This window comes from Novosphingobium guangzhouense, assembly GCF_002896965.1.
In the GTDB taxonomy this organism is placed as follows: Bacteria; Pseudomonadota; Alphaproteobacteria; order Sphingomonadales; family Sphingomonadaceae; genus Novosphingobium; species Novosphingobium guangzhouense.
In genome coordinates, this window is the sequence record NZ_LYMM01000084.1 from 142876 (window position 1) to 157712 (window position 14837).

General features: G+C 62.2%; 9 protein-coding genes and 1 pseudogene. 9 read left to right on the forward strand and 1 reads right to left on the reverse strand.

Features of this window, described 5'->3' with window-relative positions; translation table 11 throughout:
• From A8V01_RS25150 to A8V01_RS25165, 4 genes are all read left to right on the forward strand, one after another.
• Nucleotides 1-1173: an acyl-CoA dehydrogenase family protein gene (locus tag A8V01_RS25150; protein WP_103098993.1), complete on the forward strand. Its 1173-nt coding sequence runs from the start codon at nucleotides 1-3 to the stop codon at nucleotides 1171-1173.
• Entirely contained in the window at nucleotides 1170-2408 is a 1239-nt protein-coding gene (locus A8V01_RS25155) for a CaiB/BaiF CoA transferase family protein (protein ID WP_103098994.1), read from the forward strand. The genes A8V01_RS25150 and A8V01_RS25155 overlap by 4 nt, the downstream gene beginning before the upstream one ends.
• 70 nt (nucleotides 2409-2478) lie before the next feature.
• Nucleotides 2479-3228 carry a GntR family transcriptional regulator gene (locus A8V01_RS25160; RefSeq protein ID WP_103098995.1) on the forward strand — a complete coding sequence of 250 codons (750 nt, stop codon included), beginning with the start codon at nucleotides 2479-2481 and terminating at the stop codon, nucleotides 3226-3228.
• Between the two features lie 11 nt (nucleotides 3229-3239).
• Nucleotides 3240-4058 (forward strand): HpcH/HpaI aldolase/citrate lyase family protein, encoded by an 819-nt coding sequence (locus tag A8V01_RS25165; RefSeq protein WP_211295162.1) that lies wholly within the window; start codon nucleotides 3240-3242, stop codon nucleotides 4056-4058.
• A 4-nt stretch (nucleotides 4059-4062) separates the two neighbouring features.
• On the opposite strand, the gene A8V01_RS25170 is transcribed toward A8V01_RS25165, so the two are convergent.
• Nucleotides 4063-4944: an acyl-CoA thioesterase gene (locus A8V01_RS25170; RefSeq protein ID WP_170066066.1), complete on the reverse strand. Its 882-nt coding sequence runs from the start codon at nucleotides 4942-4944 to the stop codon at nucleotides 4063-4065.
• A 389-nt stretch (nucleotides 4945-5333) separates the two neighbouring features.
• Between A8V01_RS25170 and A8V01_RS25175 the strand changes: the two genes are divergently transcribed.
• The 5 genes and pseudogenes from A8V01_RS25175 to A8V01_RS25195 all read left to right on the forward strand — a co-directional run bounded on the left by A8V01_RS25175 (nucleotide 5334) and on the right by A8V01_RS25195 (nucleotide 14765).
• Complete coding sequence (locus tag A8V01_RS25175; RefSeq protein ID WP_245892816.1) at nucleotides 5334-9578, forward strand: beta strand repeat-containing protein; 4245 nt, start codon at nucleotides 5334-5336, stop codon at nucleotides 9576-9578.
• Nucleotides 9579-9601: 23 nt separating this feature from the next.
• Nucleotides 9602-10675 carry a TIGR03032 family protein gene (locus A8V01_RS25180; protein WP_103098997.1) on the forward strand — a complete coding sequence of 358 codons (1074 nt, stop codon included), beginning with the start codon at nucleotides 9602-9604 and terminating at the stop codon, nucleotides 10673-10675.
• A 122-nt stretch (nucleotides 10676-10797) separates the two neighbouring features.
• Nucleotides 10798-12162 carry an LLM class flavin-dependent oxidoreductase gene (locus A8V01_RS25185; protein WP_103098998.1) on the forward strand — a complete coding sequence of 455 codons (1365 nt, stop codon included), beginning with the start codon at nucleotides 10798-10800 and terminating at the stop codon, nucleotides 12160-12162.
• Nucleotides 12163-12905: 743 nt separating this feature from the next.
• Complete coding sequence (locus tag A8V01_RS25190) at nucleotides 12906-13292, forward strand: hypothetical protein (RefSeq protein ID WP_103098999.1); 387 nt, start codon at nucleotides 12906-12908, stop codon at nucleotides 13290-13292.
• A 12-nt stretch (nucleotides 13293-13304) separates the two neighbouring features.
• Nucleotides 13305-14765, forward strand: a pseudogene (locus A8V01_RS25195) (amidohydrolase).
• Nucleotides 14766-14837: the final 72 nt, after the last annotated feature.

Below are 14837 nucleotides of genomic sequence, written 5' to 3' on the forward strand. Positions count from 1 at the left end.
ATGGAAAGCCCGATCACCAGCCAGGGCGCCACGCCCGAAGAGGAACAGATGATCCTCGACACTGTCGAGAAGTTCCTTGAGGCTGAAGTGAAGCCCCACGTCCACCAGTTGGACCACGATGACGAATATCCGCAGGCCATCGTCGACAAGATGAAGGAGCTGGGCTTCTTCGGCCTGATGATCGATCCGGAGTTCGGCGGCTTCGGCATTTCGACGCTGACCTATGCGCGCATCATCGAGAAGATTTCCGCGGTGTGGATGTCCGTTTCGGGCATCATCAATTCGCACATGATCATGGCGATGACCGTCCAGCGTTGCGGCACCGAGGAGCAGAAGGCGCATTACCTCCCGAAATTCGCGACGGGCGAGCTGCGCGGCGGCATTGGTCTGACTGAGCCGGATGCGGGCACCGACCTGCAGAACATCCGCACCGTCGCCAGGCGTGAGGGTGACGAATACGTCGTCAACGGCAACAAGATGTGGATCACGAACTCTGGTTCGGGCAACTGCATCCTTCTGTTGGTCAAGACCGACCCGACAGCAGAGCCGCGCCACAAGGGCATGAGCCTGCTGATCGCCGAAAAGGGGCCCGGCTTCGTCGTCTCCAAGAAGCTGGAGAAGCTGGGTTACAAGGGGATCGACAGCTGCGCGCTGGCCTTCGAGGATTACCGTGTGCCGGTGGAGCGCCTTGTCGGCGGTGTCGAGGGCAAGGGCCTGAAGCAAGTGCTGGGCGGTCTCGAGCTGGGTCGCATCAACGTGGCCGCGCGCGGCCTTGGCATCGCGCAGGCGGCTCTCGAAGAATCCGTCGCCTACGCGCAGACCCGCAAGACCTTCGGCAAGCCGATCTGCGAACATCAGGCGATCCAGCTCAAGCTGGGCGAGATGGCCACCCGCGTCACCGCTGCGCGACTGCTGACCGAGAATGCGGCAATGGCCTATGACCGTGGCGAGCGCTGCGACATGGAAGCGGGCATGGCCAAGTACTTCGCCACCGAAGCTGGCCTTGAGAACGCAACCGAGGCGATGCGCATCTTCGGCGGCTATGGCTATTCCAAGGAATATCCCATCGAGCGCCTCTACCGCGATGCCCCCCTGCTGACCATCGGTGAGGGCACCAACGAGTTGCAGCGGATCATCATCGCCAAGCAGATCATCGCAAGGAACCCGGCATGAACGCCCCTGCTTCCGAAATTATGGCTGACACTCTGCAATCCGGCCTGCAGCCGCTGGCGGGCCTGCGCATCGTCGCGGTCGAACAATACGGCGCCGGTCCCTTCGGCACCCAGCAACTGGCCGACCTCGGCGCCGAGGTCATCAAGATCGAGAACCACAAGGACGGCGGCGACGTGGGCCGTCATGTCGGCCCGTACTTCTTCGGCCCGGAGGACAGCCACTTCTACGAAGCGTTCAACCGCAACAAGAAGAGCCTGGGTGTAGACCTCAAGAGCGCTGAGGGCCGCGCCGTGCTGGAACGTCTGGTCGCTTCGGCGGACGTCGTCTTCAACAACCTGCGCGGCGATCTTCCCGCCAAGCTGGGCCTCGATTACGCCAGCCTTTCGGCCGTCAATCCGCGCATCGTCTGCGCACACCTTTCGGCCTACGGCCGCACCGGCAGCCGCGCCAACTGGCCGGGTTACGACTATCTTATGCAGGCAGAAGCGGGCTATCTTTCGCTGACCGGCGAGCCGGAAGCACCACCCTCGCGCTTCGGCCTTTCGATCATCGACTTCATGACCGGCACTACTGCGGCCATGGCAATCCTTGCCGGTGTCGTTTCGGCGCGGGCACAGGGGGTGGGCCGTGACTATGACGTCAGCCTGTTCGATGTGGCGCTGTCCAATCTCAACTACGTGGCCGAATGGTATCTCAACGGCGGCGTCACCGTGGGGCGCACACCGCGTTCGGGTCACCCGTCGTTGACCCCCAGCCAACTTTACACCACGCAGGACGGCTGGATATTCATCATGTGCAACAAGGAGAAGTTCTGGCAGGCCATGGCACCGCTGATAGGCAGGCCGGAATGGGCATCTGACCCGCGCTACGCGACCTTCAAGGCGCGCCTTGAGAACCGCGACGCGTTCAATGCAGACCTCGACGCCGTGCTCGCTACTCGCACCACCAATGAGTGGATGGAGGTTTTCGCGGGCAAGGTGCCTGCCGCCCCTGTGCTTGACGTGGGACAAGCGCTGGAGAACCCCTTCGTGCGCGAACAGGGCCGGATCATCGACTTCGCTCATCCCGAGCATGGCGCGCTGCCCGGAGTGGCCGCGGCGGTGCGGGCGGGTGGCGCGGCTCATCCGGCCAAGGCTGCGCCTGCGCTGGGTCAGGATACCGACGAGGTGCTTGCTTCGCTTGGTTTCGGCGCGCCGGAAATAGCGTCCTTGCGCGAAAATGAGATCATCCGCTGACATCTGCCATATCCTTGGGCTACGGAGAGATTGTCCGGACCATCGGACATAGCGTGCCAAAGGATATGAGATGACGCCGCCGCTTCAGCAGCAACCCCGCTATCTTCAACTCGCCCAGACCCTGATTGCAGAAATCGAGTCCGGGCGGTTCCCCGTTGGCGCGCTCATCCCGACCGAGTTCGAGCTGTGCGCGCAGTTCGGGGCGAGCCGCTTCACCGTGCGCGAGGCGATCAAGCGGCTCGTGCAGTTGGGGATGGTTACGCGGCAGGCCGGTGTCGGCACGCGCGTTGTGGGTCCGCGCCAGCAGAGCGGCTATGTGCAAGTGATCGAAGGGCTGACCGACCTTCATCGCTTTACGTCCGAAACGCGGCTCGACCTGCATGGACGTGAAGTGGCAGAGGTGACGGGCGACCTGGTGGATGCATTGCAGGCGCGGCCGGGCGAGGCATGGTTGATTCTCGACGCTACCCGTCGCACCGAGGCCGGGGTCGCCATTGCTCTGTCACGGATTTACATACACCCCGCTTTTCGAGGTGTAGCGCTACGGGAAGGCGAAGATCACACGCCGATCTATACCCGCATCGAACAGCAGTTCGGGGAACAGATCGTCGAAGTGCGACAGACCATCGAAGGTATCGCCGTCAACGCCGCCTCGGCCGAGCGGCTGGGAGTAAAGCGCGGGACGCCCGCCCTGCGCGTAACCAGAACTTACTACAACCGACGCGGGGAGGTGGTTGAAATGGCCGTCAGCACTCATCCCGCCGACCGTTATTCCTACTCGCAGACTTTCCGCCGCGACGATCGCGGCAACCTAACCTGAGAGGACCTTTCATGTCGTTGCCCGCCCGTTCCATCCTGTTCGTTCCCGGCGACCGGCCCGAGCGTTTCGAAAAGGCTGCCGCCAGCGGGGCGGACATGGTAGTTGTCGATCTGGAGGACGCTATCCTGCCCGAGCGAAAAACGGAGGCCCGCGACACTGTCTATCAGGCCCTGGCGATGCTTTCCGCACCGCGCTTCGTGGTGCGCGTGAACAGCGTGGGATCGCAATGGCATGAGGACGATGTCTGGGCGCTGTCCGGTCTGCCGGGCCTTGCCGGCCTGATGCTGCCCAAGGCGGAAAGGGCTGACGATTTCGCCGCTATGCGGGCTGCCGGGGTGCCGCTGCACGGGCTGGTGGAGACAGTGCGCGGCGCGCTTGGCCTTCCGGGCCTTTGTGCGGCCGAGGGGCTGGTGCGGCTGCATTTTGGCACCGTCGATTTCCAGGTCGATGCCGGGATCGACGGCGACCGTGAGGAGATTGACGCGATTCGTACGCAAATGGTGCTACATTCGGTGGCTGTGGGCTTGCAGGCCCCCGTGGATGGCGTTTCCACGGATTTGTCCGACGAGGGGCAACTGATTGACGACGCGGCACGCGCGCGGCGGTTCGGCTTTGGCGGCAAGCTTTGCGTGCACCCGCGCCAGGTTGCGTCGGTCAACGCGGCATTCTCGCCCAGCGCGGCCTCGGTAGACTGGGCGCGCCGCGTGGTAGCGGCGCTTTCGGGCGGGCATGGCGCGGTGGCGGTTGACGGCAAACTGATCGACAAACCGATCGTCGATCGTGCGAACCTGGTTCTGGCGGCGGCCGAGAGTTACGGCGTGCCTGCCTGAACCGTCAGGGTGTGTGAGGGACCGTTCCGCCTGCGGGACGGTCCGGCCGCAGGCGGATGAGGCCTTCCTGCACGGTGCTGGCGATCAGTCGGCCGTCGCGGGTGTAGATCGAGCCGGACGCCCGGCCTCGGCCACGTCCGGCCCAGTTGCTTTCGGTTGCGTAGAGCAGCCAGTCGTTCAACGTGGGTTCTCCATGGAACCAGACCGCATGGTCAAGGCTGGCGGTTTGCATGCTGGTTTCGAACATGTTGATGCCGTGCGGGATCAGCGCGGAACTGAGCAAGGCATAATCCGACACATAGGCAAGCATCGCCCGTTGTACCGTGTCATCCGCCATTACGGGTGCGCGCAGGCGAAACCATGTGCGCGAAACCGGTTCGTCCTTCCCTTGTTGCAGAAATGAGGGGTAGCCGATCGGGCGCATCTCGAACGCCGATCGGCGTTCCAGATATGCGCGCGCCACGTCATCAATGCTGTTGCCGTAAGTCTTGGCGAGTGCGTCAAGCGGCAACACCTCTTCCGGGGCGGGTACTATCGGCATCGCCGTGGCATGCTCAAGGCCGTCTTCGCTCTTGTGGAATGAGGCGGTGAGGCTGAGCAGGCGCACGTCGTTTTGCTCCACTACGACGCGGCGCATCGCGAAGCTGCCACCATCGAACTCTCGATCGACCCGCAATGCAAGCGGTTCTGCCTCGCGTCCGGGGCGCAGGAAATGGGCGTGCAGGTTATGCGCGGACTTGCCTTCGACCGTATGTTGGGCAGCGTTGAAAGCCTGCGCCACCAAATGGCCGCCGAACGTTCGCCCTGTTGCTCCGGGAATGGGAGGTGCGATGAACAGGTCAGTGTCCTTACGTTCAAGCATGAACTGGCTGACAAAGGCGTGCACCAGGTCAGCATCGGTTGAATGTACGGACAAATCTGTCATCGGCGTTTGGTATAGGATTTTGAAGCGCTGCGCTAACTGAATTCCTGGCTTCTTTCAGGGCGGATCAAGGTCGGTGCTGACCGCTTCCTCGATCGCTGAACGAGGTCTCATTGCCTTGAAGGGCCTTGCGCATGGGGCCTGTCGTTCCGGCCGCGAATTGTCGAGCGCCAAAAATACCACCTTACGCAATATCATCAATGACATGCGACCTTTGTTTCGTGGCGATAATCCCGGCCATTTGCGGTGAGTGCAGAGTCGATATGTAGTTCTACTCTGCTTATCGCATACGTACTTGCCTTATTGAGATACTTTCGTAGTCTACGTACTTATCCATATTGAGGGGCACCAAAATGGATAAGCGCGTTGCGTTGCTGGGCAGGTCGTCACATCGGCAGGCTACCAATCTGTTTCTCGGATCCGCTCTGGCAAGCATGGCCGTTGGCCTTGCCGCGCCTGCGCAAGCACAGCATGCCTGTGGGTCGCCGGAAGATGGCGTAGTGATCTGCGCGCAGGCTGGAAATCCTTATCCCGATGGGATCGAATATTCGGCGCCTGCTGCCGATCCGGCGCTTGACCCCGGCCTCGATCCGTCCGCGCCGGTGCTTGACCTGACGGTCGTGCTGGAGTCGGGGGTGCGCATCGCGCCCACCAGCAGCGTGCCGGGTGTGGCGGTGATCGGCTTCAACGATGGCTCGGTGACTCTGGACGGCGGCAACAATACGACGATCGAGGTGAGCGGCACGGGGGCGCTGGGTGCGTTGGGGCTCACCAATTATGGCGATCTTACGATCAACACTGACAGCATCGTCGCCAATGGGCGCGCCTCGGGCGGGATCAACGCCAACTCCAACGAAGGCGACATCACCATCACCGCCAACACCATCGTGGTGACGGGCAACAGCGGGATGGGCATCAGCACCAATTCCTATCGTGGCGACGTGGCCATCGACGTCGGTACCGTATCGTCCTCGGGATACTATGTCGGCGGCATCAATGCCTATGCCGGGCATGGCGATATTGCGATCACGGCGGATGAAGTCCACACAACAGGCGGCAGTTTCTATAGCTACGGCTCCACCGCGATCGAGGCGCGGGCCTACGGCGGTTCGGTCGGCATGGATCTTGGAGTCGTGTCGACCGAAGCGGATTACTCGAACGGCATCACCGCAGTGTCCTTCGCCCCAGATGGCGTGGTCGATATCTCCGCTGACACGATCACCACTGCCGGCTTCGCTTCGCTGGGCGTGCTGATGCAGGGCGACATGGCTAACCTCTCGGTCGAGAATGTCAGAACAAGCGGTGATGGCGCGTATGGCGCTGTGATGTTCAGCACCGGTGCCGCCGGCGCCAGCTTTACTTCCACCGGCACCGTATCGACCAGCGGTGAGGACGCGGCGGGCGTCTTCGTGAAGTCGTATTATGGCGGTAGCACCGTGATCGACGTTGCCAACGTCACCACGCAGGGTGCCAATTCAACTGCCGTCTACGGCTATTCACAAGTAGGCGAGGTCACGATTACGGTCCATGACGCATCGACCGTGGGCAACAATTCGCCGGCCGTGGAAGCGATAGGCTATAGCGCTGCCGTCACCGCGACAGGTACGGTCGCGACGCAGGGCGACACTTCGCAGGGCATCGTGGCGGTGGGGTTGCTGGGCGACGCCACCGTCGTCAACACCGGATCGATCAGCACCAGTGGGGACGGTTCGACAGGTATCTACGCAGGCGCCTATTACGACGTGAGCGTGAGCGGAGCGGGCTCCGTACAGACGAGCGGGGACGGCGCGATCGCCATAGAGGCGTTCAGCCTTTACGGCGGGATCAACGTCACCGCAGGTTCGGTGGCGACGAGCGGTGAATACGCGCAGGGCATTCATGCCTATGCGGCAAGCTTCTACGGCGGGAGCGATGTGACTGTGAACGTCGGCTCGGTAACGACCAGCGGAACACTGTCGGACGGTATCGCCGCACTTTCTCTGACCGGCAACGTCGATGTGGCATCGACCGGGGCGATCTCGACGGCGGGAGACGGCGCGTTCGGTGCCTATGCCTTCAGCCTGCTGGGCGACGCCTCGATCACCGTGAATGACGTGACCACGACCGGAGACGATGCTGTCGGCGTGCAAGCCTATGGCTATAATGCGCAGGTCACCGTCAACGGCGATCTGTCCACCAGCGGAACCGACGGCGGCTTCTACTTCGGTGCGGACGGCGTGCAGGCGACAGGCTCGTTCGGGACGGCTGCCGTCACCATCAACGGGTCAGTCACGACATCGGGGAACTACGCCACGGGCGTTTTCGCAAGCGGTTATTACGGTGCAACTGTCACGAATTCCGGTGCGATCGCAAGCAGTGGAGATTTCGCCAACGGCGTTACCGTGCAGGCGATCTACGGACCCGGTGTGGTAGTCAACGAGGGCACGATCGCGACATCGGGAGAGAGCAGCGCGGGCATCATTGTCGACGGTTATGACGATGTTGGTGTGCAGGGCTCAGGCTCAGTGACAACTTCTGGCAATTATTCGGCAGGCATTGGTGTATCGACGATCTACGGCACAGCGACGGTAGCCATCGGCTCGGTTGCGACTACCGGTGAAGTGGCGACGGCAATCAATGCCTATGGTTCGCAGGAAGCCACGGTAAGTGTCGGGACGGTTGCCACGCAAGGAACGAATTCGCTCGGTGTGTTGGCGGGGAGTTATGGCAACGTCAGCGTGACGGCCGGTAATGTCTCCACCACCGGAGATGATAGCGACGCGATCCGCGCGGCGGCGTTCGGTGCAGGCAGCACGATCAGCATCAATGCCGGTACGCTGAGTACGACAGGCGCGAACAGCGCTGCGATCACCGCGCTCGGGTTTGGCGGCGATGTGGAGGTCAACCTTACGGGCGCGGTTTCGGCGGCGCAGGGTACGGCGGTGACGATCCAGTCGGCAGGCGATGTGACCGTTGTAATCGGCGCGGCATCGTCGGTAACGGGGGGGAACAACGGCATCGACACCGACGTCGAGGGCACTTCGACAATTACTAATGCAGGCACGCTCAACCCTGGCAGCGGTTATGCCATTGCCGTGGCGGGCGGCCCTGCCTTGATCGCCAATTCCGGGACAATCAACGGGCGCGTGCTGCTATCGGCAGGCGATGATCGCTTCACCAATACTGGTCTGTTCCGCGCCAGTGCCGGCAGCGACTTCGGCGCGGGCTATGACGTGTTCACCAATACCGGCACAGTGCTTGTTGATGCGCCGGGTACCATGCCGGTCAGCGTGTCCTTCACAGGGCTGGAGACATTCGCCAATTCGGGCCTCGTCGATATGCGTAACGGAGTGGTAGGCGATCAGTTGACGCTGCCCGGCGCCTTTACCGGATCGGGGGCGAGCCGGCTGGGTCTGGACCTTGTCTCAAGCGAAGCGGGCGTGATGACGGCCGATCGGATGAATGTGGGCACGGTGACCGGGACGACGCAAATCCGGCTGGCGCTGAACGGCACATTCTATGTCACTCCAGGGCTGACACTGGTACAGGCTGGTGCAGCATCCTCACCCACCGCCTTTACCCTTTCGCCAGATACTGCCGAAGTCGGTTTCGTGGCGCTCGATCTTGTTTATCGGCCGACGACGTTTGCATATCAGCTTGTTGGCACGCCGGGCGCGGGAGCGTATCGCGCGGCCAAGGCGCTGGAGGGAGCGCAGAGCCTTTGGTATCGCTCGGCAGACGCGGTAACTGCCCATCTTTCCTCTGTGCGTGACGGGCGGTTGTCCAATGGTGCAAATGCGGGAGGTTTCTGGCTGCAGATGTCCGGCGGCGTCGACAAACGGGACGAGATGCGTGCTGTCAGCCAGTTCGGCATCACGCGCAGCTACGACCTTGATTATCGGCAGGATTACTTCGGTGGCCAGCTTGGCTTCGATATCGGCACTATGGGCGAAAAAGGCGGCGTCGTCTTTGGCCTGACGGGCGGCTATCTTTCATCCTCCTTGCGCTTCAAAGAAGCCACGCGGTTCGATTATGACGGGGTTAACCTGGGTGCTTACGCATCGCTGCAGGCGGGTGGGTTCTTTGCCAATGCGCTGGTCAAGTATGACCATTATTGGATCGATGCGCATGGCGGATCGACTGGCTACAAGGCCAGCTTCGGCGGCGATGCCATCGGGGCTCAGGCAGAGGCCGGGGCGCGTTTCGGATCGACCGGATTTTTCGCTGAACCGCTGGCAAGCATCGCCTATGTGCGCACCAGCCTCGACGATCTTGATGCGCTTGGCCAGGTGCTCGACTATGGCCGCGCTGACGGGCTGCGCGGCAAGGCGGGATTGCGCATCGGCGGCACCAGACCTATCGGCGGCGGCAACATGCTTACCTTCTACGCCAGCGGCATGGCGGTGAAGGAATTCAAGGGCAGGGATGGTGCGACCTTCGTGTCCGGCCCTTACGCCCTGGCGCTCGGCAATCGGCGCATCGGCACTTATGGGCAGGGCTCTCTGGGCCTGAACGTGACGACGCCGGGCGGCATCAGCGGCTTCATCGAAGGGACGCTCGATGCCAGCGGAGAATATAGCGGTGTAGGAGGGCGGGCCGGGATCAAGATCCCGTTCTGAGGCATCCCGACAAGTAGGACATCATGACAGAGACAGACAAGGCTCCGGCGAACGGGCCGACCAACATCTCGGTCTCGCGCGGGCTGGCGGACTGGCTCGTGCGGCATCGCGCCAGCTTCGCCTTCACCTCCTACCAGACGGGGCAGCTTTTTCTGACCGGCGTGCTGGCGAACGGCACAATCTCGTTCAACCAGCAGAATTTCACCCGCGCCATGGGGGTCTGTTACCAGCCGGGGCGGCTTTATCTCGGTTCGCTTCATCAGGTCTGGCGGCTGGAGAACATGCTGAAACCCGGACAAGTCGCCAACCAGCAGTTTGACATGACGCTGGTGCCGCGCAACGCGCAGACGACGGGCGATGTGGACGTTCACGAAATCGGCACCGACCGGGCGGGGCGGGTCATCTTCGTCAATACGAAGTACAGCTGCCTGGCCACGCTGGATCTCAATCACAGCTTCCGTCCGATCTGGAAGCCCCCTTTCATCTCGAAACTGGCGCCAGAGGATCGTTGCCATCTGAACGGAATGGCGTTTCACGATGGGCGCCCCCGCTACGTCACGGCCGTCAGCCGCAGTGATATCGTCAACGGCTGGCGTGAACGACGATACGAAGGCGGGGTGCTGATCGACGTGGAAACCGACCGAATCGTTACCGACCAGCTTTCGATGCCGCACAGTCCGCGCATCGATGGCGCGTCGGTACTGGCGCTTGACAGCGGGCGTGGACAAATCATCCGCATCGATCCGGCAACCGGCGTAAAGACTGATATCGCCTTCTGCCCCGGCTTCCTGCGCGGTATGGCGCTGCATAACGGGCATGCGTTCGTCACCGTTTCCAAGCCGCGCAACGGAACGTTCGCAGGGCTCGAACTTGATGGCGAGATGAAGCTGCGTGACGCCGAGCCGTGGTGCGGTGTTCTGATAGTGGACCTTGCCAGTGGCAGCATCGTCGAGTGGATCAAGCTGGAAGGCGTCATCACGGAACTGTTCGACGTGGCGGTGCTGCCGGGTGTCCGCTGCCCGATGTCGATCGGACCTGAGACGCTGGAAATCCGCTCGACGATCAGTTTCGATGATATGGTACGACCGCTGGATTGAAGATCGGCGGCACGTCCGCAGACGAATTGCAGGTGCGGTTGGACGTCCGGCACTGTGCCTGTGTTGGATCATTTGGGTGGAATCGGCCTAGTCCGGTCATATTGATCGGGAGCGGTTTCGATATGAAGAGCAACAACGGACACATGAAGCTGGGTGCCTTCTGCGGGGGGAGCTATCATCAGGCGGGATGGCGCCATCCGGACGCGGACAATGCGTTCGGTCATGACTTTTCTCGCTGGGTCGAACTTGCGCGCAAGCTGGAGGCCGCGAAGTTCGACATGATGTTCATCGCCGACACCGCCTCGCCCAGCGATGCGCAAAACCCGGAGGTATTCCGGTCCATCAGCGGCGGCGACAATTTCGAGCCGATGACCCTGCTGGCGGCCTTGTCGGCGCATACTACGCATCTGGGCCTCGCAGCGACGATCGCAACGTCGTATCGCCCGCCCTACGATGCCGCGCGCGAAATCCTCTCGTTGGATCGGATCAGCGGAGGCCGGGTCGGCTGGAACATTGTCACCGGCATTTCGCCGGACGATGCCGCCCAATATGCGGATCAGACTTTCGTGCCGCAGGAGCAGCGCTACGACCGGGGCGAGGAATTCGTCGACGTCGTGCTCAAGCTCTGGGGGAGCGTGGAGCCTGGAGCTTACCCGCGAGATAAGGAGGGCGGTGCCTACAAGGATCTTGACCGCATCCACCTCATCAACCACGTAGGCAGGTATTATCGGGTGCGGGGGCCGTTGAAGGGCGTCGCTTCGGAGCAGGGGCGACCGCTGCTGATCCAGGCGGGCCAGTCCGAGGAAGGGCGCGCGATGGCCTCGCGCGTCGCGGAAGCCATCTTTACGGCGCAATCGACGTTCGAGCAGGCAAAGGCGTTTCGCGACGACATCCGCCGCCGTGCGGCTGCCTGGGGACGTAACCCGGATCACGTCAAGGTCATGCCCGGCGCGCTTGTGGTGGTGGGGGAAACGCGCGAGGAAGCGCGGGACAAATGGGCGGAACTCGACACCCGCATCGATCTGCGCGCCGCACAGGCAAGGCTTCAGCTGGCGCTGAAAGCCCATGATCTGAGCGGACACGATCTCGACGCACCATTCCCCGACGTCCCGCCCGAATCCATCGTCAGCCGGGGGCGGCATCACGTTGAGGCCGCAAAGCGCGAGGGTCTGACATTGCGGGAGGTGCTGATCCGTTCTTCCGCCTCCAACGCACATTTCGCCGTGATCGGGACGGTCAGGGATGTTTCCGACGAACTGCAATACTGGTTCGAGGAGGGCGCGTGCGACGGGTTCAACATCATGCCTGCCGTCAATCCGGTATCGTTCGAGGAATTCATCGCATACGTCATTCCCGAACTGCAGCGGCGCAGACTGTTCCGCACCGAGTACGAGGGGAGCACTCTGCGCGAAAATCTGCAGGTGCCGGTCGATCCGCTGCCATTGATGGATGCCTGCAGATGGGAAGAAGCAATGCTGGCGAACTGACAACTACGTCTTTTCAGCCGAGAACCGCAATTACAGAATGGCCCGCCTGGATGAATTTCGTTCATCCGGGCATGTAAACGTCGAGTTTGTCTCCTTGCATTTGGTTGTGCGGTGGAGCGCGGCTTCGCGGTCAACCTTGGCGGCAACCCCGGAAGCGCAGGGCTTTGCAAGATCGGCATATTCTACAACAACACCGGATCGTGCGGGGAAGCTGGGCTGTTGGGCGCTTCCTCGGTAAAACATCCTATTATTGCTCAATGGCTTAGCGTTTGACGGGACAACTTCGAACGAACAGAAAAGAGGCGGCGGGGCGTGCAGTTCTGAGCGATGCAGCAAGGTCAGGCCTGATCGTGGGCAGGTGGCTACTGGCGCAGTGGCCACCTGAATATCGCAACACGCCAAGTTGCTCATGGATCAGGGCCGCAGCTTTCGCTTGAAGAGAAGCGCCAACACCTATAGCCACGGCGGACCAGGGAAAACTCACTGATAATCGCCAGGAAAACGTCGGGGTGCGTGCTTGCATCGGGATCGCCATCGGTGCGATCGCAGTTATCACTGCATCAGACACGTTCGCACGCGAAGCCTCATCTGTCATCAATGTGCCAGCTCAGCCACTATCGGTCGCGATTGCAGCTCTGGGGCGGCAAACTGCAGTCGAAGTCCTCCTGAACGTTCCGGGAGAGGAGCGGCGTCACACGCGGGCGGTGCGGGGACGCATGTCCGTAAAGGAGGCTCTTTCCCGCATGACGCAGGGCCTGGGGCTGGCCGTCCGCGCGGTGGCGCCCGGAGTCTATCTAATTTCCAGAGCGCCCGAGAGAACGCGCCAGCCATCAGGCCAAAGTGCTGCTGCGGCGGCAGAAGCCCCTGATATCCTCGTTTCCGCCCGCCGCCGTCCTGAACTGGATCTCGACGTGCCCGTACTGGTGAGTCACCTTGATGCGTCCGCGCTTGAAGGCGGAGCGGTACGAACCCTTGCCGATCTGGCACGAATGACCGCTGGCTTCGTTGCTACCGGCCAGACCAGCAGCGCCACGCCGTTGCTGGTTATGCGCGGCCAGCGCCGGGCGATCAGTGATGAGAACCGTCTGCCACTGGTGGTCTGGTATTCTTTCGATACGACCTTTCGATGAGGATGTAGCCCGATGAAATCCCGTCTTCGTACCGCCCTGCTTTCCCTGTCCGCACTCACTTCCACTCCGGTGCTTGCCGAGCCGCTGGCCGATGCCGATCGCACCGCGATCCTTGCCGAAGTCGATCGCGGCGCGCCCGCCATGGCCCGCAACGCGCTGCAGATCTGGTCATGGGCCGAAGTGGGCTTTCAGGAGACGAAAAGTTCCGGGCTTCTCCAAAAGGATCTCAAGGCAGCGGGCTTCAAGGTAACCGCCGGTGTTGCCGGAATGCCCACCGCATTCGTCGCTAGCGTCAGGACCGGGGAAGGCCCGGTCATCGGCATCCTTGCCGAATAAGACGCACTTCCGGGGCTTGCGCAGGCGGCTGAGCCGGAGCGCCATGTCATCGACGGTATCGCCGGTCATGCCTGCGGCCACAATCTGTTCGGTGCCGCCTCGGTTGCTGCTGCCATCGCCACGAAGAACTGGATGGTCGCCCACGGCATCAAGGGCGAACTGCGCGTCTACGGCGCGCCTGCCGAAGAAGGGGGCTCGGGCAAGGTCTTCCTCGTCCGCTCGGGGCTGACCAAGGACGTTTCCGCGATGCTGCACTGGCATGCGGGTGACGGATACAGCGCCATGCAGGGCCACGCGCTTGCCAATGTAAGTGCCAAGTTCCGCTTCAACGGCCTTGCCTCTCACGCCGCCGCCGCGCCGGAGCGCGGCCGTTCGGCACTGGATGGCGTCGAGGCTATGGACAACATGGTCAACATGATGCGTGAGCACGTGCCGCAGGAAACGCGCATCCACTACGTCATCACCGATGGCGGCAAGGCACCTAACGTCGTGCCCGATACGGCAGAGGTCTACTACTACGTGCGCCACCCGGATCAGCAGCAGGTGGCCGATATCATGGAGCGGGTGAAGAAGGCCGCCGAAGGTGCCGCGTTGGGCACCGGCACGACAGTCGAATACAACTAGATCGGCGGCACCTTCGACCTGCTTCCCAACGATACGCTGGGCCGGATCATGTACGACAATCTCAAGCAGGTGCCTTTGCCAACCTATACCGCGCAGGAACAGGCTTTCATCGACAAGATCGAGATGACGCTACCCAAGGGCGGCCGCAAGCGCACTACCGGGGTGGAGCCCTATTCCAGCGGAGAGATCATGTCGGCTTCCACTGACGTCGGCGATGTAAGCTATACCACGCCCACGGCGGGCATGTCCGCCGGCACCTGGGCTCCCGGAACGCCGCCCCACAGCTGGCAGGCGGTTGCTGCCAGCGGGAACAGCGTCGGCACCAAAGGCGCGGAAGTCGCCGCCAAGACCCTGGCGCTGACGGCGGCGCAGTTGTTCCAGAGCCCGGACACGCTGGCCGCTGCCAGGAAAGAACTGGATGAGCGGCGCGGGCCAGATTTCGTCTATCGTTCCCTGCTCGGGGACAAGGCGCCTTCGCTTGACTACCGCAAGACGCCTTCCGTCAAGAATTGACACGAACCCATCCTGACCCCGGTTCCGCCTTCCTCTGGCGGGACCGGGTCTTTTTTGAGATTCGGCCTTCCT

Excerpts from the sequence above, each read along its gene's own strand:
- A8V01_RS25150 (WP_103098993.1), top strand. The coding sequence starts at position 1 with ATGGAAAGCCCGATCACCAGCCAGGGCGCCACGCCCGAAGAGGAACAG.
- A8V01_RS25155 (WP_103098994.1), top strand. The coding sequence starts at position 1,170 with ATGAACGCCCCTGCTTCCGAAATTATGGCTGACACTCTGCAATCCGGC.
- A8V01_RS25160 (WP_103098995.1), top strand. The coding sequence starts at position 2,479 with ATGACGCCGCCGCTTCAGCAGCAACCCCGCTATCTTCAACTCGCCCAG.
- A8V01_RS25165 (WP_211295162.1), top strand. The coding sequence starts at position 3,240 with ATGTCGTTGCCCGCCCGTTCCATCCTGTTCGTTCCCGGCGACCGGCCC.
- A8V01_RS25175 (WP_245892816.1), top strand. The coding sequence starts at position 5,334 with ATGGATAAGCGCGTTGCGTTGCTGGGCAGGTCGTCACATCGGCAGGCT.
- A8V01_RS25180 (WP_103098997.1), top strand. The coding sequence starts at position 9,602 with ATGACAGAGACAGACAAGGCTCCGGCGAACGGGCCGACCAACATCTCG.
- A8V01_RS25185 (WP_103098998.1), top strand. The coding sequence starts at position 10,798 with ATGAAGAGCAACAACGGACACATGAAGCTGGGTGCCTTCTGCGGGGGG.
- A8V01_RS25190 (WP_103098999.1), top strand. The coding sequence starts at position 12,906 with ATGACGCAGGGCCTGGGGCTGGCCGTCCGCGCGGTGGCGCCCGGAGTC.